Origin of the sequence: Mesorhizobium sp. M0293 (assembly GCF_040321735.1) — a bacterium.
Classification (GTDB): Bacteria; Pseudomonadota; Alphaproteobacteria; order Rhizobiales; family Rhizobiaceae; genus Mesorhizobium.
This window is the reverse complement of sequence record NZ_JAMYSA010000033.1, coordinates 15,374-31,069: the sequence shown is the minus strand read 5'-3', so window position 1 is coordinate 31,069 and position 15,696 is coordinate 15,374. Positions and strand designations below refer to the sequence as shown.

The 15,696-nt window shown below is 63.8% G+C and carries 17 protein-coding genes and 2 pseudogenes; 9 read left to right on the top strand and 10 right to left on the bottom strand.

The window, feature by feature from the left end:
- The first annotated feature begins 97 nt into the window (after nt 1-97).
- Nucleotides 98-469: a glyoxalase superfamily protein gene (locus NKJ06_RS14780; protein WP_352633959.1), complete on the top strand. Its 372-nt coding sequence runs from the start codon at nt 98-100 to the stop codon at nt 467-469.
- Here the strand turns inward: NKJ06_RS14780 and NKJ06_RS14775 are convergent.
- On the bottom strand, nt 448-1,341 hold the full coding sequence (locus NKJ06_RS14775) for a LysR family transcriptional regulator (RefSeq protein ID WP_502905617.1): 894 nt from the start codon (nt 1,339-1,341) through the stop codon (nt 448-450). The two genes, NKJ06_RS14780 and NKJ06_RS14775, sit on opposite strands and share 22 nt — an antisense overlap.
- A gap of 210 nt (nt 1,342-1,551) precedes the next feature.
- On the opposite strand from NKJ06_RS14775, the gene NKJ06_RS14770 reads away from it, so the two are divergent.
- The gene (locus NKJ06_RS14770) at nt 1,552-2,499 is read left to right on the top strand and encodes a DMT family transporter (RefSeq protein WP_352634021.1); all 948 of its coding nucleotides are present in this window, start codon (nt 1,552-1,554) and stop codon (nt 2,497-2,499) included.
- Here the strand turns inward: NKJ06_RS14770 and NKJ06_RS14765 are convergent, their stop codons facing one another.
- The 3 genes and pseudogenes from NKJ06_RS14765 to NKJ06_RS14755 form a co-directional block, all read right to left on the bottom strand.
- Entirely contained in the window at nt 2,500-2,871 is a 372-nt protein-coding gene (locus NKJ06_RS14765) for a response regulator (protein WP_352633963.1), read from the bottom strand.
- Between the two features lie 74 nt (nt 2,872-2,945).
- The gene (hpt, locus tag NKJ06_RS14760) at nt 2,946-3,488 is read right to left on the bottom strand and encodes a hypoxanthine phosphoribosyltransferase (RefSeq protein WP_352633965.1); all 543 of its coding nucleotides are present in this window, start codon (nt 3,486-3,488) and stop codon (nt 2,946-2,948) included.
- A gap of 20 nt (nt 3,489-3,508) precedes the next feature.
- Nucleotides 3,509-4,152 (bottom strand): annotated as a pseudogene (locus NKJ06_RS14755) (hypothetical protein).
- Nucleotides 4,153-4,344: 192 nt separating this feature from the next.
- On the opposite strand from NKJ06_RS14755, the gene ftsE reads away from it, so the two are divergent.
- From ftsE to NKJ06_RS14740, 3 genes are all read left to right on the top strand, one after another.
- The gene (ftsE, locus tag NKJ06_RS14750; RefSeq protein ID WP_010911739.1) at nt 4,345-5,004 is read left to right on the top strand and encodes a cell division ATP-binding protein FtsE; all 660 of its coding nucleotides are present in this window, start codon (nt 4,345-4,347) and stop codon (nt 5,002-5,004) included.
- Nucleotides 4,997-5,992, top strand: a complete 996-nt coding sequence (locus NKJ06_RS14745) for a cell division protein FtsX (RefSeq protein WP_352633970.1) — start codon at nt 4,997-4,999, stop codon at nt 5,990-5,992. Before ftsE ends, NKJ06_RS14745 begins: the two co-directional genes overlap by 8 nt.
- 86 nt (nt 5,993-6,078) lie before the next feature.
- On the top strand, nt 6,079-6,804 hold the full coding sequence (locus tag NKJ06_RS14740) for a YdcF family protein (protein WP_352633972.1): 726 nt from the start codon (nt 6,079-6,081) through the stop codon (nt 6,802-6,804).
- A 4-nt stretch (nt 6,805-6,808) separates the two neighbouring features.
- On the opposite strand, the pseudogene NKJ06_RS14735 reads toward NKJ06_RS14740, so the two are convergent.
- A pseudogene (locus NKJ06_RS14735) lies at nt 6,809-7,141 on the bottom strand (pyridoxamine 5'-phosphate oxidase family protein); the annotation flags it as partial.
- A 170-nt stretch (nt 7,142-7,311) separates the two neighbouring features.
- Here NKJ06_RS14735 and NKJ06_RS14730 point away from each other — a divergent pair.
- Nucleotides 7,312-8,214 carry a LysR family transcriptional regulator gene (locus NKJ06_RS14730; protein WP_352633974.1) on the top strand — a complete coding sequence of 301 codons (903 nt, stop codon included), beginning with the start codon at nt 7,312-7,314 and terminating at the stop codon, nt 8,212-8,214.
- Between the two features lie 120 nt (nt 8,215-8,334).
- A complete protein-coding gene (locus tag NKJ06_RS14725) occupies nt 8,335-9,123 on the top strand; it encodes a lysophospholipid acyltransferase family protein (protein WP_352633976.1) in 789 nt (262 codons plus the stop codon).
- Nucleotides 9,124-9,144: 21 nt separating this feature from the next.
- On the opposite strand, the gene NKJ06_RS14720 is transcribed toward NKJ06_RS14725, so the two are convergent.
- From NKJ06_RS14720 to NKJ06_RS14710, 3 genes are all read right to left on the bottom strand, one after another.
- Nucleotides 9,145-9,771 (bottom strand): LysE family translocator, encoded by a 627-nt coding sequence (locus tag NKJ06_RS14720; protein WP_352633978.1) that lies wholly within the window; start codon nt 9,769-9,771, stop codon nt 9,145-9,147.
- A 92-nt stretch (nt 9,772-9,863) separates the two neighbouring features.
- Nucleotides 9,864-10,811, bottom strand: coding sequence for an aldo/keto reductase (locus NKJ06_RS14715; RefSeq protein ID WP_352633980.1), 948 nt, complete (start codon nt 10,809-10,811; stop codon nt 9,864-9,866).
- Between the two features lie 120 nt (nt 10,812-10,931).
- A complete protein-coding gene (locus NKJ06_RS14710; RefSeq protein ID WP_352633982.1) occupies nt 10,932-11,453 on the bottom strand; it encodes a gamma-glutamylcyclotransferase in 522 nt (173 codons plus the stop codon).
- Between the two features lie 150 nt (nt 11,454-11,603).
- On the opposite strand from NKJ06_RS14710, the gene NKJ06_RS14705 reads away from it, so the two are divergent.
- Nucleotides 11,604-12,602 (top strand): DUF2125 domain-containing protein, encoded by a 999-nt coding sequence (locus tag NKJ06_RS14705; protein WP_352633984.1) that lies wholly within the window; start codon nt 11,604-11,606, stop codon nt 12,600-12,602.
- Nucleotides 12,603-12,612: 10 nt separating this feature from the next.
- A complete protein-coding gene (locus tag NKJ06_RS14700) occupies nt 12,613-13,551 on the top strand; it encodes a sugar kinase (RefSeq protein ID WP_352633986.1) in 939 nt (312 codons plus the stop codon).
- Here NKJ06_RS14700 and NKJ06_RS14695 read toward each other — a convergent pair.
- Together NKJ06_RS14695 and hisC are read right to left on the bottom strand one after the other, a co-directional pair.
- Nucleotides 13,548-14,483 (bottom strand): prephenate/arogenate dehydrogenase family protein, encoded by a 936-nt coding sequence (locus NKJ06_RS14695; RefSeq protein WP_352633988.1) that lies wholly within the window; start codon nt 14,481-14,483, stop codon nt 13,548-13,550. The two genes, NKJ06_RS14700 and NKJ06_RS14695, sit on opposite strands and share 4 nt — an antisense overlap.
- 6 nt (nt 14,484-14,489) lie before the next feature.
- The gene (gene hisC, locus NKJ06_RS14690; RefSeq protein ID WP_352633990.1) at nt 14,490-15,599 is read right to left on the bottom strand and encodes a histidinol-phosphate transaminase; all 1,110 of its coding nucleotides are present in this window, start codon (nt 15,597-15,599) and stop codon (nt 14,490-14,492) included.
- Nucleotides 15,600-15,696: the final 97 nt, after the last annotated feature.

Genomic DNA, 15,696 nt, shown 5'->3' with positions numbered 1-15,696 from the left:
AAAAGTGTGAAGCGGTTTTCCGTCCGGAATTGCGATAAAACAAAGGGATTGCCGCGCCTCCACCCCACTCGAACCCCCTTCCAACGGTTGCACCCCCATGCCCAGACTTGGCGCCGTAACCCCCATCCTGCGCATCTTCGACATTGCCAAGGCGGGTGAATTCTACATCGACTTCCTCGGCTTCGAAGTGCAGTGGGAACATCGCTTCGACGACAACGCACCACTTTACATGGCGGTCGGCCGCGACGGCTGCGTCCTGCATCTCAGCGAACATCACGGCGACGGTGCACCCGGCATTGCCGTGCGCATCAAGGTCGAGGACATCGCCGCGCTGCATCGCGAGTTGATCGGCAAAAACTACCGCTTCGCCAGGCCGGGCCTGGAAGAGACGCCGTGGAAGACCCGCGAGGTATCGGTCGCCGATCCATTCGGCAACCGCCTGCATTTCTACGAGGATGCCGCCGGCTGATTCAGCCTGTTGACGAACGCTTCGCGGATTGCCTCCTGCATGCCATCGATCGCCTCGCCGGAGGCATTCGGGTTGCGGTGCATCACCACATTCGAGGAATCGATATCGCCGAACCCGTCCGCGGCCGTCAGTTCGCGACAGCCGTCCGGAATGTTGCTGCGCGAAATCGGCGCGATCGCCAGTCCGGAGGTGACGGCGAGCTTGAGGCCGCCAGTGGTGTCGCTGGTATAGGCGACACGATAGGCAAGATTGCGCTGCTCCAGTGATTTGATGGCGAAATCCTTGCACCAGCCGGCGCGGTTGTAGAGCGCGATCGGCACCGGCTGTTCCTCATGCATGTGGTGCAGGGTCGATGTCACCCACACGGTCGGGTCATGCATCAGCACCTCGCCGCCGGCAGGATCCTGCCATTCGAACACCACGCACAGATCGAGTTCGCCTGTAGCGAGCGCCGCTATTTGCGCCCCCGAATGCGCATAGCGCACGGTGACCTCGACCTGCGTGTGGCGCTTCGAAAAAGCGCCGAGCGCGCGCGACAGGATGGCGTGGCCATACTCCTCGGGAATGCCGATGCGCACCGGTCCGCCTAGCGGCGCTGCCGCCATCGACGCCGCCGTCTCATCGAGCAGCGAAACGATGCGGCGGGCATTGACGATGAGTTCACCGCCGCGTCGCGTCAGCGCGACGCCGCGCGAACCGCGTTCGAACAGGCTGTCGCCGATCAACTCTTCGAGCTTCTTCATCTGCATCGAGACCGCCGACTGGGTGCGGCCGGCCTGCTCGGCCGCTTTGGTAAAATTGCCGGTCTCGGCAATCGCCACGAAGGTGCGCAGGAGGTCGCTGTCGAGGGTTGGCCGCACGAAATCCGCCATAAGGAAATTTGATCGCTGGTATCATTCCAATTCGTTTGCAACATGTCAAATGCAGGATGATAGTGGCCTCACCCATTGGATATGCGGCTGCGAAATCGGCCGCGGACCAATCAAGAGTCCTCACTCGTGCCCGCTGCCCGAAACGGTGGCGGGTTCTTTTTACCCGGCAGGCGGCAGCTTCGGATCGTACGCGCAGGAGCTTGGATGCAGATGCAGAATCGGATGATGGGCGGCATCCTGAGCCTGTGCCTCGGCGTGCTGGTCTTTTCGCTGCAGGATCCGCTCGTCAAAGCGGTGTCGAGCGGTTATCCCGTGACCGAGGTGATGGCGATCCGCTCGATCGTCGCTCTGCCGATCCTGATATTTCTGGTCCATGCCGATGTTGGCTTGCGGGCGATACTGTCGAAGCGATTCGGCATGCTGACGGTGCGCGCCTTCATCCAGTTCACCTCCTATACGATGTACTATCTGGCGATCGCCGCTCTGCCGCTGGCCGATGCGGTGGCGCTCTACTTCATGGCACCGCTGTTCATCATGGCGCTGGCCGGGCCGTATCTTGGCGAGCGCGTCTCCTGGCGGACGCTGGCGACCGTGCTGATCGGGCTGTTCGGCGTCCTCGTGATGTTGCGTCCCGGCACCGGGCTATTCGACTGGGCGGCGCTGTTGTCGCTGGGCTCGGCGGCGCTCTATGGCTTTTCGCAGCTGATGGCCCGCAAGATCGGCGACACCGAATCGTCCACCGTCATGGCCTTCTATCAGAACGGCGCCTATCTGGTCGGCGCGGCCTTGGTTGCCGGCGCATTTCACCTGGCCGGCATTACCCACGCCGCCCACCCGAGCCTGGAATTCCTGGTGCGGCCGTGGCTGTGGCCGACGCTGCCCGATTTTCTCAAGATGGCGGCCTGCGGTTTCGTCGCCTCCGCCGGCATGATCCTGTTATCGCAGGCCTACAGGCTGGCGCCGGCCAATCGCGTTGCCACCTTCGAATACACCGGCATCCTGTGGTCGCCGCTGTGGGGTTTCCTGTTCTTCGCCGAGGTGCCGCGGTCGACGACCGTGATCGGTGCTGCCTTGATCATCGGTGCCGGCCTGCTGGCGCTCAACACCGAACGGCGCAAGAGCGCTCCACCCGTGCTCGCTGCCACCGATCCAGCCTGATCAGGCGAAGCAGATCAGCGCCCGTTCGACGCGCGAGCGGATTTCAGCCAGCGTAAAGGGCTTCTGCACGACATCGAGGATGATGCCGTTCAACTCCTCGGCGCGCTCGCGCTGGTCGGCATAGCCGGTCATCAGCACGATCTTCATCGACGGGAAGAGCGCTGCCGCCGCGATGGCCATCTCGATGCCGTCCATCTCCGGCATGCGGATGTCGGATACGACGAGATCGTAGCCGCCACGCGTGGCCTGGATCAGCGAAAGCCCTTGCGCGCCGTCCGCCGCGATATCGATCGTGTGCCCGGCGCGTTCAAGCGCGCGGGCGGCCAGGGTGCGGACGGACTCATCGTCCTCGACGATCAAAAGCTTTGCCATGGCCGGCATATTTGGCCGCGAAAGGTTGACTTTTCCTGAAAGCGCGGAGGGTCAACGAGCCTTTTTGAAGTCGCTTAGACGTCGCCCTTGACGACACCGACAAACGGCAACTCGCGAAAAGCGTGCGCGACATCCATGCCGTAGCCGACGACGAAATAGTCCGGGCAGTCGAAGCCGACATAGTCGGCATTGAGCGCAGTCTGGCGGCGCATGCGCTTGTCGAGCAGCACGGCGATGGAACAGCTTTTGGCGCCCCGCGACAGCATCAGATCGCGGGTAAAGCTCAGCGTCTTGCCCGATTCGAGAATATCGTCGATCAACAGCACGTCGCGGCCGGCGACCTCATTGTCGATGTCGCGCAGCACCCTCACCTCGCCACTGGTGGTGCCGGCGCCGTAACTGGAGATGAAGATGAACTCGACCTCCGGCGACAGGCCGACATCGTGCATGGCGCGGATAAGGTCAGCGGCGAAGATGAACGAGCCCTTCAGCACCGAGATCACCAGCAGATCGTGATAGTCGTGGGCGGCGATCTCCTTGGCGAGTTCGAGGTTGCGCCGGGCGATTGCCGATGCTGAAAACAGGACTTCGATGTCCTTGCCGCGTACGATTGGCATTGGTGTTCCTCGGTAATCGCCTATTGGGCGAAAGTGACCAAAACGGTTCTTACGCCGTTCTTAGGCACGTCGAGCCTGCTGGCAAAGCCGAATCTTTCGCCGGACGCCAGTGAACGGCCGGATGTCCCCAACGTATAGCGCGTTGTATGCCCGTCATTGCCGGTCACCCGGATTTCGAGCGGCGGCAGTTGCGCCGGTTTTGCCCCGTCATTGGTGGCCTCGCCATCGACGAACAGCGCGGGGTTCGGCCCAGAGGCGTCGACGCGTGACGTGACACCCGAAATAGGAGCGCCGGCGCCGGCGCGCCGGACAGGAACGGCGCCTGGCGCACCAGCGCATGACCGCCGGAGACCCAGAAGGCGGCCAATGCGGCGCCGAGGCCGGCGATCCAGAAGATCGGCCCGCCACGCGAGGCCGTTGGCCGCTCCGCGGGGGCCTCGGGCTTGCGCAGCATGTCCATGCCTTCGATAGGCGGCATGACGATCGCGCGCGGCAACGGCGAAACGCTTTCCACGTCAGGGACAAGACGCGGCATCACCACGTAGTCGGCATCGACGATGTCGGCAGCCGAACCACGCATGAACCGGTCCGCAGCGGCAATTGCCGCCGGATCGGTCATGATTTCGCCGGAAACCGGGCGCGCGGTTCGATCGTCAGCCATCATGGCCCCAGCATTGCAGCACGTGTTCGCTTTTCGTTTCTTTTGCGTAAACACAAATGGTTAACGCTTCCCCACCGGAGCCCTCGTGACGAGCCGAAAAAGCCCAGGAATTAACCGCCGGTTAACCATGCCGGCCGATGGTCTTTACCAAGAACAGGCTGGCTCGCCGCCGTGCCGAATTTCAGGTCGTCGAAATTGATTCGCTTCGAAAATGTCGGCCTCCGCTATGGCATGGGTCCGGAGATCCTCCGCGACATCTCCCTGCACATCCCGGAGCGCTCCTTCCAGTTCCTGAGCGGGCCTTCGGGCGCCGGCAAGACGACGTTGCTGCGCCTGCTGTTCATGTCGTTGAAGCCGACGCGCGGGCTGATCACCATCTTCGGCAAGGATCGCTCACGCATCTCGCGCACCGAGCTGCCGCATCTGCGGCGCCGCATCGGCGTGGTGTTCCAGGACTTTCGCCTGCTCGACCACATGACCACCTACGAGAATGTCGCGCTGCCGCTGCGCGTGCGCGGGCGCGAGGAAGCAAGCTACCGCACCGATGTCACCGAGCTGTTGAAGTGGGTTGGACTGGGCGAGCGCATGCATGTGCTGCCGCCGGTTCTGTCCGGCGGTGAGAAACAGCGCGCCGCGATCGCGCGAGCACTGATCGAGCAGCCGGAAATCCTGCTGGCTGATGAGCCGACCGGCAATGTCGATCCGCCACTGGCGCGACGCCTGCTGCGGCTGTTCATCGAGCTCAATCGTCTCGGCACCGCCGTGGTGATCGCCACCCACGATCTCGGCCTGATGGAACAGGTCGACGCGCGCCGCATGATCCTGGCCGGCGGAAGGCTGGACATCTATGACTGAACTGTCCGCCGAACATCTCGAAGCACACGAGCAGGACGCCGAGGCGGCCACAGCAAGACCGCGCGTCCAACGCAGGATGGCGCCGATCGTGCCGGCGCAGAACATCGCCGGCCGGGCGCTGGTGCTGGTCATCGCCATCATGACATTCCTGTCCTGCCTGACCTTCGGTGCGGTGACGCTGGTGCGCGACACGGCTTCCGTCTGGGAGAACCAGATTTCGCGCGAGGCGACGATCCAGATCAAACCCGTCGACGGCATCGACATGGAGGCCGCCCTTGCCCAGGCATCGCAGATCGCCGGCGAATTCCCTGGCGTCAAGGCGACAAGGATCATCGATCGCGAGGCGACCGCAAGGCTGTTGGAGCCATGGCTGGGTTCAGGCCTCAACATCGACGAGCTGCCGGTGCCGCGCCTGATCATCGTCACCATCGACGAGAACAGCCCGCCCGATTTCGCCGCCATGCGCGCCGCGATCACGCCGAAACTGCCGAGCGCGTCGCTCGACGATCACCGCACCTGGGTCGACCGGCTGGTGGCCATGGCCCGCACCACGGTGACCATCGGCATTGCCGTGCTGGCGCTGATGCTGTCGGCAACCGTGCTGACCGTGGTGTTCGCCACACGCGGTGCCATGGCCGGTAACGGCCACATCATCGAGGTGCTGCATTTCGTCGGCGCCGAGGCGCGCTTCATCGCACGCGAGTTCCGCCGGCATTTCCTGGTCACCGGCATGAAGGGAGCCGCGGCAGGTGGCGCCGCGGCAGTGCTCGTCTTCATCGTCTTTTCCTGGTGGTCGTCGCGCAATATGGCGACGCCGCAGGCCGACCAGGCGACCGCCCTGTTCGGCAATTTCGCCATCGGTTCGGCAGGCTATCTCGGTGTCGTCTTGATGGTGCTGGTGATCGGCGGGCTCACGGCTGCGACGTCCCACGTCACCGTCGTCGCCTATCTCAGCGACATCGATGTTCGCCAACCGGATGCAGGCTAACAAGGCAGGGTGATCACGGATGGAGAATTCGCGTAACGCAAAGTGCGTCTTTTACCTACCCAAGGCCGCATTTCAGGGTTAACCATATGGCAATGGACGCGCGGGATTCGACCGGTACGGCTGGACAGTTACCAGTGGTGGTTGCCCTTTCGCGTGACCGTAGCACGTTGAGCCGTCTAAGGGCCGCGTTGCGTATATCCGCTCTTTCCGTGCTTGTCCTCGCAACATTGTTTGCCGGCGGTTTCGGCTGGTTCGCCAACAAGGTCAGCCATCTGACGACGCCCGCCAATCCGGCCAGGGCAGATGCGATCATCGTGCTGACCGGCGGCCAGTCGCGCCTCGATGCGGCCATGGATCTGCTTGCGTCCGGCAAGGGCGAGCGGCTTCTGATCAGCGGCGTGCACCCTTCCGCCAGCCGTCGCCAGTTGCAGGCGGCGACCGGTGGCGACATCAGACTGTTCTCCTGCTGCGTCGACATCGACCGAGCCGCGCTCGACACCATCGGCAATGCCGAGGAAAGCGCCAAATGGGTGGAAAGCCATGCCTATGGCACGGTGATCCTCGTCACCAACAATTATCATATGCCGCGCAGCCTGCTGGAAATGGGCCGGCTGCTGCATGGCGCCAAGCTTGAGCCCTATCCGGTGGTCAATTCCAACCTCGACAATGGCGGCTGGATGACCAAGCCGCGGGCATTGCGCGTGCTGTTCACCGAGTACAACAAATATTTGCTGGCGCTGGCGCGTGGCATCGTGCCGGTCAAGCCGACGCCCAACGGCATTGCGCTGGCCGAAACCGCGGCCGGCGGCTGAACCATTATTGCCCGCCGGCTGCGCCCGACATCCCCTTGAGGCGTGCGATCTCCTGTTCGAGGCGCTCGATGCGGCTGTCTCTCTCGCCGAGTGCAGCCGCCACGTCGGCCGCCTCGAAACGCTGCGGGATATGCTGCGGGCAATTGGCATCCCAGGCCGAGACCGTGAACAGGATAACCTGCTCGGGGCGTGCCTTGTAATCTTGCGGCATCAGTTTCGCCAGCAGTTCGGCATCGTTCTCGACAACACGCGCCGTACCCCAGAGCTTGATGCGCTGGCGGTGCATATAGTCGATCAAGAACAGGAAGGCCTGCGGATTGTCGGCCAGATTGCCCTGCGCTGATGTCTCTGCGGTGAAGGGCGGCAGTGGCGGCCGGGCTTCGGACATGGCAACTCCTTTGCGAGGCCATGCTGCAGGCAGGCCGACACCACCCAATATAAAGCCTTCCATCCTTCCAATGCAGATGTCATATTTGCAACTCGTCCTTCCATTTTCCGGAAGAAGCTATGGATCGTCTCGAAGCCATGTCGCTCTTTGTCGCTGCGGTGGAGGCCGGCAGCCTTTCCGCGGCCAGCCGCCGTTTCGGCATTCCGCTGGCGACGATCAGCCGCAAGGTCTCCGATCTGGAACGCCATCTGAACACACGCCTTTTGAACCGCTCCACGCGCAGGCTGACGCCGACCGATGCCGGCCAGGCCTATCTTGCCGCCTGCCGCCGCATCCTCGACGACATCGGTGAGGCCGAACGCACGGCTGCCGGAGAGTACAGCGCTCCAACCGGCGAACTGGCCATCACCGCGCCGGTCGTCTTCGGACGCCTGCACGTGCTGCCGGTCGTCACCGGTTTTCTCGCCGCCTATCCCGACGTGGACATCCGCCTGACATTGGCCGACCATATAACCCAGCTGGTCGAGGACCATTTCGACCTCGCCATCCGCATCGGCCAGTTGCCCGATTCGAGCCTGGTCGCCATGGGCGTCGGCGCGATCCGCCGCGTCGTTTGCGCCAGCCCCGCCTATCTGGCTGAACACGGCACGCCGACCACCCCTGAAGATCTGGAAACACACGATTGCATCACCTTCGAGGGACTTGCTTCCGCCGCCACCTGGAGCTTCATCAAGGGCAAGGCAGAAATCCCGGTTCAGGTCCATTCACGGCTTCAGGTCAACACCGCCGAAGCGGCCATCGATGCGGCGATTGCCGGCGTCGGGCTCACCAAAGTGCTCTCCTACCAGATCGAGGCCGCGCTGCGGTCCGGCATGCTGCGCGTCCTGCTGGAGGAGTTCGAGCCAAATCCATGGCCGGTAAGCCTGGTGCATGCGGGCCATGGCCTGCTGCCGGTGAAGCTGCGTGCCTTCCTTGATTTTGCCGGCCCGCGCCTGAAAGAGCGGCTGGCGCGGCTGAAGTAGCGGAACCGGGTCTGCCCAATCGGCGACCGTTTTTCTTCGTCGGTCAAGGCGCCCCGCGGCCATTTCCTTTTTCCCCGCGCTTGGTGTAACCAACGCTCACCTCCTCACCGGGCCTCCCCCATGCTCTATGCCAGATCGCTGACGTTCAATTTCGTCTTCTACGTCAACCTGATCGTCCAGATGATCCTCTGGACCCCCTATTATTTCCTGTCGCCCCGTCACCGCGCCTGGTTCGTGCCGAAATTCTGGTCGCGCACCTCGATGTGGCTCTTCGACAAGATCGCTGGAACGAAGAGCGACATCACTGGCCAGGAAAACCTGCCAGCAGGCTCGTTCATCCTGGCGCCCAAGCACCAGTCGTTCTGGGACGCGATCGCCTTCTTCCCCTTCCTCCAGGACCCGCTCTATATCTTGAAACGAGAGCTGACCTGGATCCCGTTCTTCGGCTGGTACATCATGAAGATGCGGATGATCCCGGTTCATCGCGGCAGCCGCTCGAAGGCGTTGAAGGCGGTGGTCGCCGCGACCAAGGCGGAGATGGCGCGCAACCCTCGCCAGCTGATCATCTATCCCGAGGGCACGCGCCGGGCACCGGGCGACGAGCCGGCCTACAAATACGGCATCGTCGAAATCTATGCGCAGCTTGGTGTTCCGGTGGTGCCGGTTGCCCATGTCGCCGGCCTTTATTGGCCGCGCCGGAAATTCCTGCGCTACCCCGGCACCATCAAGGCACGCTTCCTGCCGCCGATCCCGCCCGGCTTGAGCAAGGACGAATTCATGGCACGCCTGATCGGCGAGACGGAGACCGCCTGCGATCAGCTTCTCATTGAGGCATCCCACGAACCCAATCCGCCGGCCTTGCCGCCGACGGCGGTGAAGCGGTTGCAGGAACTCGGCGCGAAAGCCTGAGCGAAAACTCCCGGCCAGTTTTCAACCAAACACTGCCAGCGCTGTGGTCAACACCAGCGTCACGGCAAAGACCAAATTGACGATCCGCGAGGTTGCCGGCTGGCGCAGGAAGCGCGCGAACGCTGCTCCCGCGACGAGCCACACGGCATGGATGGCGACGATCATCAGGGCGAGAACCGTCAGCCTCAGCCATGGACCGAGCTCAGCGACGCCTTGTTTCGACGAAGCACCTGCGAACACGGCGGCGATCGCCACATAGGCCTTTGGATTGGCGACCGCGAGAAGGAACCCAGCCAGCCATGTTGGACGCGAAGCCTCGGCGACGCGTGCCGCCAAGGGCGGGGCCGTGGCGATCTTGAAGGCGAGATAGAGGATGTAGGCGGCGGACGCGACAGCCAGCAGCGGCGCGAGCCGCGGCATCGACGTGAGCACCGCCATGACCCCGGTCGCCACGACCAGCAGCACGGCGATCGTGCCCAGGATGATCCCCCCTGCATAGCGCAGCGAGTGGCGCAGGCCGAAGGCGGCCCCGACGGCGGTGACGCTTATCGTTGCCGGCCCTGGGCTGCCCATGACGACCGTGGCGGCAAGCACCAGCGCGGGCAACTGACGCCACAGATCCGGCTGCGAAAGAAGCGGCTCAGTCATATGCACCCTCTGTCTCGCCCTGTGCGAACGAGGCTATGGCAAGACAAGAGGATCGTCTTGGACGTTCGTGCGAGGAGCGGTCGCCGAAAGCTTCAGCCGCTCGCCCTGTCGAGTTCGGCCATGTCGTCGGCGCTCAGTTTCAGCGACGCCGCCTTGATCAGGCTGTCCATCTGCTCGGGCTTGGTGGCGCTGGCGATCGGCGCGGTGACGCCTGGCCGCGCGATAATCCAGGCAAGCGCGACTTCCGCTTGCTTGGCTGAATGCCTGGCCGAAACGCCGTCCAGTGCCGCAAGGATGCGCATGCCGCGCGCATTGAGATAGTCCTTCACCCCGCCGCCACGCGGGCTTTGGCCAAGATCGGCCTCGCTGCGGTATTTGCCGCTGAGAAAGCCCTTGGCCAGGCTAAAATAGGTGATGACGCCGATGTCCTCGGCCACGCAGAGATCACGCAGCGGCCCGTCAAAGGACGAGCGATCGTAAAGATTGTATTCCGGCTGCAGCACCTCGTAGCGCGGCAGGCTGCGCAGGCTCGCCACATCAAGTGCGGCGCGCAACTGGGCGGCGTCGAGGTTCGAGCAGCCGGCATAGCGGATCTTGCCCTTGGCGAGCAGCTTCTCGTAGGCGCCAAGGGTTTCCTCGTAGGGCGTCGTCGGGTCCGGCCAGTGCGACAGATAGAGGTCGATGGTGTCGGTCTGCAGGCGCTTCAGCGATGCGTCGACGGCCTTTTCGATGTATGCGGCGGACAGGTCCTTATGGCCCTGCCCCATATCCGAACCGACCTTGGTGACCACGATGACCTTGTCACGATTGCCCCGGTCCTTCATCCACTTGCCGATGATGGTTTCCGACTCCCCGCCTTTGTGGCCGGGCACCCAGCGCGAATAGGCATCCGCCGTATCGACGGCGTTGAGGCCGGCGCCGACGAAGCGGTCGAGCAGGTCGAACGAGGTTTTCTCGTCGGCGGTCCAGCCGAAGACATTGCCGCCCAGAACCAGCGGCGCGATGGAAAGGTCGGTGCGACCGAGACGGCGTTTCTGCAAGGCGGATCTCCGGGATGATTGGGCGGACGAATGGCGCCCGCGGGCTGAGGTTCGGAACCTAACCTAGGTCTCGACTGATCGAGGTCAAAGGCCTGGCCGCCTTTTTCCGCAGAGCCAGCTTCACAAAGGCGCGACCCGCCTGGCGACATCCTCCAGCCAATGGTCACGAATGCCCAGCGCCTCGAGATGCTCCAGCGTGCTGAGCACATAATCCTCGTTGATGCCGGACTGGCCGACCGCGCCGTGCACCACGGCCGCCGCCTCCGCCGCGTCGAGCGCGCCGGCATATTGCTCGTGCTGGCGGTCGACGATGTAGGCAACCGCCTCGACCGTCCGGCCCCCGTCGAGGCGAATCTTGAGCAAGCGCTCGAGATAGACGTTGGTGACCAGTTCGCGCTCGCGCAGATAGGTGATGACCTCGTCGCGCAAGTCGCCGGGAACCCGGAACGCCAGGCCGATGCACGAGCCGCCGCGGTCGAGGCCGAGCACCAGCCCCGGCCGCTCCCGCGTGCCGCGATGCACAAAGGAATACACACAGAGCGACCTGCGGTACCCATGCAGGCGGGCGCGCTGCGTCTCGACATGCGCGAAACCCGGCCGCCAGATCAGCGACCCATAGCCAAACACCCAAAAATCGCCCATATCGCCGCGCCTGATTGCAAAAAATGCCAACACCGCACCGGGACCGGTGTTTTTTCCGCCTGTCCCGTCTACCTATTCGTCTCTGTCTACCTATTGTTGGCGGAATCGACTGTCCGTCCGCAACACCCATGCGTTAACGAGAGCCAAAGCATGACGTCAAGTGACGAACGCCAGCCGAGTTACCGTCGCCGCCTGTTCTGGCTTGCCGCGTTCGTCGTGGTGCTGTTTGCCATCTACAGCGGCGGCTGGTTCTACCTGGCCGACCGGGTCAGGAGCGAGGCCGACAAGGCGGTTGCCACGCTGAACAAGACTGGCGTCGAGGCCGGCTGCGCCAACCTCCAGGTCAGCGGCTATCCCCTGAGCTTTACCGTCTCCTGCGACAACCTGGCTTACGAGGACGATGCCAGGAACATCGCCGCTTCGGTCGGCAGATTCAACGCAGCTGCTCAGATCATCCAGCCTCTGTCGCCGGTTGCCAATCTGCGCGGCCCGCTCAGGACCTCCATTCCGGACATGGTGCCGCTCTGGATCGACTGGGACAATCTGCAAGCCAACGTCAAATTGTGGTGGCCGTTACCGCAGCGGATTGTTCTGGAGGCGGAGGGTCTGTCCGGCCAGACCGATCCGGCCGACGATGCCGATCCGGTGCAATTGTTCAGCGCCGGCAAGGCCGCCGGTCAGTTGCAGCCGAACGGTGGGGATATCGATTATGTCGGCAGTTTTGGCGATCTCGAGATCGATCCCGATGCGATCGGCGGGCGCGTGCTGCCGGCGCTCGACGCCAGCGGCGACGTCACGCTGAAGAACGGCGTCGCGCTCATCGGCACGCAAGTGAAGAGCCTGCGCGGCCAGGCGATCGAAATCCGCAACCTCGACCTGTCATCGGGCACGGCGCGCATCACCGTTTCGGGACCGCTGTCGGTCGATGCCGAGGGCCTGGTCAACGCCGATCTGATGATCAGGCTGAAGGATCCGAAGGCGGTGGCTGCCATCCTCGGCACCGCCATACCCGAGCAGAAAAGCCAGATCGAGCAAGGTTTTTCTGCCCTGGCGGTGCTCGGCAACGAACCGTCGATGCCGCTCAAGGTGGTCAAGGGCAAGGCCTCGCTCGGCTTCATCCCGCTGGGCAAGATCAAGCCGCTCGATTAAGCATCCCTATATGAACAGACCGGCAAAACTTCTGAGCGTCGGCGCGCTGACGCTCGACACCATCCTGCGTGTCGAGACACTGCCCGTGCATCAGGGCAAGTTCATCGCCTCCGACGGCGTCCAGATCGCCTCGGGCATGGCCACCAGTGCTGCCTGCGCCGCGCACCGCCTGGGCGCTGAGGTGTCGCTGTGGGCGAGCGCGGGCGACGATGCCGTCGCCGACCAGCTCATCGCTGGCATCGAGGCCGAAGGCGTCGATTGCACCCTTGTGCGCCGTGTCAGAGGCGCCCGCTCGGCACTGGCCTCGATCCTGGTCGACGCGCATGGCGAGCGCATCATCGTGCCGTTCTATGACAGACTTGCGCAGGCCGACCCCGAAGCCCTGCCGGTCGCCGACCTCTCCGCATTCGACGCCGTACTGGTCGATGTCCGCTGGCCGGGCGCGGCAGCACTTGCCCTCAACGCAGCGCGCGCCATCGGCCGGCCGGCGATCCTCGATGCCGACACCGCGCCGCTGGAGGTCCTGGAACAGCTGTTGCCGCTCGCCACGCATATCGTCGCTTCGGAGCCGGCGGCGCGCATTGTCTGCGGCCAGGCGCTAGACCCGGAAAAGGCTTGCGCCGATCTCGCCAGCCGCACCGACGCCTTTGTCGCGGTGACTGGCGGCGCGGCAGGGAGTTGGTGGCACGACCGTTCCGCAGGCCGTGTGCGCCACGTCGCGGCGCCGAGGATCAAGGCGGTCGATACGCTCGCCGCCGGCGATGTCTTTCACGGCGCCTTCGCCGTCGGGCTGGCCGAAGCCATGCCGGTAGAGCAGGCGCTGCGCTTTGCCAGTGCGGCCGCCGCGCTCAAATGCCTGCGCTTCGGCGGCAGGCTGGGCGCGCCGGACAGGGCCGAGACGCTGGCCATGGTTGCCGCGACCTGGCCTGGCCTGCCTGAAACAGTTTAGCTCTTTGCGGGGTGCTCGACCGCCTGGCGGCCAAAATCCGGCACGTCGATGTCCTGGCCGGCCTCGATGATCGAACGGCGCACGGCACGGGTGCGGGTGAACAGATCGAAGAGTTTTTCACCGTCACCCCAGCGGATCGCGCGTTGCAATGACGCCAGATCTTCCGAGAACCGCGCCAGCATTTCGAGGATGGCATCCTTGTTGTGCAGGCACACATCCCGCCACATGGTCGGGTCGGACGCGGCAAGGCGGGTGAAGTCGCGGAAGCCGGAAGCCGAATATTTGATCACCTCGGACTTGGTCACCGACTGCAGGTCATCGGCGGTGCCGACGATGTTATAGGCAATGATGTGCGGCAAATGCGAGACAATGGCCAGCGTCATGTCGTGATGCTGGGGGTCCATCGTGTCGATGTTGGCGCCGCAGCGCCGCCAGAATTCCGACAGCCGCTCCAGCGCATCCGGGTCGGTATCGGGCACCGGCGTGAAGATGCACCAGCGATTGTCGAACAGATCGGCGAAACCGGCATCGGGGCCGGATTTTTCCGTGCCGGCCAGCGGATGGCCGGGAATGAAATGAACGCCGGCCGGCACAAAAGGCTGCATCTGTGCGATGACCGATGCCTTGGTCGAGCCGACATCGGTGAGGATCGCGCCCGGCTTCAGCGCCGGTGCGATTTCCTCGGCCACCGCGCCGGATGAGCCGACCGGCACCGAGACGATGATCAGATCGGCATCGCGGACCGCCTCTTTCGCATCGGTGGTGTAGCTATCGCCGAGTCCAAGTTCTTCCGCCCGCGCCAATGTCGCGGCACTGCGGGTCGAGATGGCGACATGGCGGGCGAGGTCCTCGCGGCGGATGACCCGGGCCAGCGACGAGCCGATCAGGCCGATGCCGACCAGCGCGATCTTTTCAAACATCGGTGATGTCATGGTGTTCTAGCTTTTCAGGAATGTCGTGAGAGCGGCGACAACGCCGCGATTGGCCTCTTCGGTGCCGACGGTCATGCGCAGCGCGTTGGGAAAGCCGTAGCCGGAAACGCGCCGCAATATAAAGCCGCGCGCCGTAAGATAGTCGTCCGCCGCTGCCGCAGAATGTTTCTGATCGTCAGGAAAATGAATGAGGATGAAATTGCCGACGCTCGGTGTCACCCGCAGCCCAAGCTTTGTGAACTCCTCGCTCAGCCAGGTCAGCCAGGTCTCGTTGTGCGCGACGCTGCGCTCGACATGGGCGCGGTCGCGGATCGCCGCAATGCCGGCCTCGATCGCCGTTGCATTGACGTTGAAGGGGCCACGCACGCGGTTGATCGCGTCGACGATGTGCATCGGCGCGTACATCCAGCCGATCCGCGCACCGCCAAGGCCGATCTTGGAGAAGGTGCGGGTCATCACCACGTTCTCGGCGCTGCCGACCAGTTCGATGCCGGCTTCATAGTCGTTGCGGCGGACATATTCAGCATAGGCCGCGTCGAGCACCAGAAGCACGTGCCTGGGCAGACCTGCATGCAGCCGGCGCACTTCCTGGAACGGCACATAGGTGCCGGTCGGGTTGTTGGGATTGGCGAGGAAAACGATTTTCGTGCGCGGCGTGACGGCGGCCAGGATGGCGTCGATGTCGGCGCGCTCGTCTGTTTCCTTGATCGTCACCGGAACGGCACCCGCCGACTGGATGTAGATCTTGTAGACCATGAAGGCGTGTTCGGTGATGACAGCCTCGTCGCCGGGCGCCAGATAAGTCTGCGCCAGCAGGCCGAGGATCTCGTCGGAACCGTTGGAGCAGATGATGTTTTGTGGGTTGAGGCCATGCACCTCGGCGATCGCTTCGCGCAGCCGCCTGGCGGTCCCGTCGGGATAGATATCGAGCTTGCCGGCAATCTCACGCGCGGCTTCAATCGCCTTTGGCGAGGGACCGAGCGGGTTCTCGTTCGATGACAGCTTGTAGACCTTGGCAACGCCGGCAGGCGCCGTGCTCTTGCCCGGCACATAGGCGTCGATGTCCATGATGCCCGCGCGCGGGGTTGGACGTGCCTTGTCCGGTGTCTGGTTCATGTCACAAAATCCGTCGAAAACGCTTCCTCAGGGAAGTCGCAGCGGAAATACAAGCCGTGGGTCGCAATGTCGAGAGGTGACAGCCCCCGGACCAAGG

Bases quoted from the DNA above. Each gene is read 5' to 3' on its own strand.
- NKJ06_RS14780 (WP_352633959.1), top strand. From the start codon at position 98: ATGCCCAGACTTGGCGCCGTAACCCCCATCCTGCGCATCTTCGACATT.
- NKJ06_RS14775 (WP_502905617.1), bottom strand. From the start codon at position 1,341: ATGGCGGATTTCGTGCGGCCAACCCTCGACAGCGACCTCCTGCGCACC.
- NKJ06_RS14770 (WP_352634021.1), top strand. From the start codon at position 1,552: ATGCAGAATCGGATGATGGGCGGCATCCTGAGCCTGTGCCTCGGCGTG.
- NKJ06_RS14765 (WP_352633963.1), bottom strand. From the start codon at position 2,871: ATGGCAAAGCTTTTGATCGTCGAGGACGATGAGTCCGTCCGCACCCTG.
- hpt (WP_352633965.1), bottom strand. From the start codon at position 3,488: ATGCCAATCGTACGCGGCAAGGACATCGAAGTCCTGTTTTCAGCATCG.
- NKJ06_RS14745 (WP_352633970.1), top strand. From the start codon at position 4,997: ATGACTGAACTGTCCGCCGAACATCTCGAAGCACACGAGCAGGACGCC.
- NKJ06_RS14740 (WP_352633972.1), top strand. From the start codon at position 6,079: ATGGCAATGGACGCGCGGGATTCGACCGGTACGGCTGGACAGTTACCA.
- NKJ06_RS14730 (WP_352633974.1), top strand. From the start codon at position 7,312: ATGGATCGTCTCGAAGCCATGTCGCTCTTTGTCGCTGCGGTGGAGGCC.
- NKJ06_RS14725 (WP_352633976.1), top strand. From the start codon at position 8,335: ATGCTCTATGCCAGATCGCTGACGTTCAATTTCGTCTTCTACGTCAAC.
- NKJ06_RS14720 (WP_352633978.1), bottom strand. From the start codon at position 9,771: ATGACTGAGCCGCTTCTTTCGCAGCCGGATCTGTGGCGTCAGTTGCCC.
- NKJ06_RS14710 (WP_352633982.1), bottom strand. From the start codon at position 11,453: ATGGGCGATTTTTGGGTGTTTGGCTATGGGTCGCTGATCTGGCGGCCG.
- NKJ06_RS14705 (WP_352633984.1), top strand. From the start codon at position 11,604: ATGACGTCAAGTGACGAACGCCAGCCGAGTTACCGTCGCCGCCTGTTC.
- NKJ06_RS14700 (WP_352633986.1), top strand. From the start codon at position 12,613: ATGAACAGACCGGCAAAACTTCTGAGCGTCGGCGCGCTGACGCTCGAC.
- NKJ06_RS14695 (WP_352633988.1), bottom strand. From the start codon at position 14,483: ATGACATCACCGATGTTTGAAAAGATCGCGCTGGTCGGCATCGGCCTG.
- hisC (WP_352633990.1), bottom strand. From the start codon at position 15,599: ATGAACCAGACACCGGACAAGGCACGTCCAACCCCGCGCGCGGGCATC.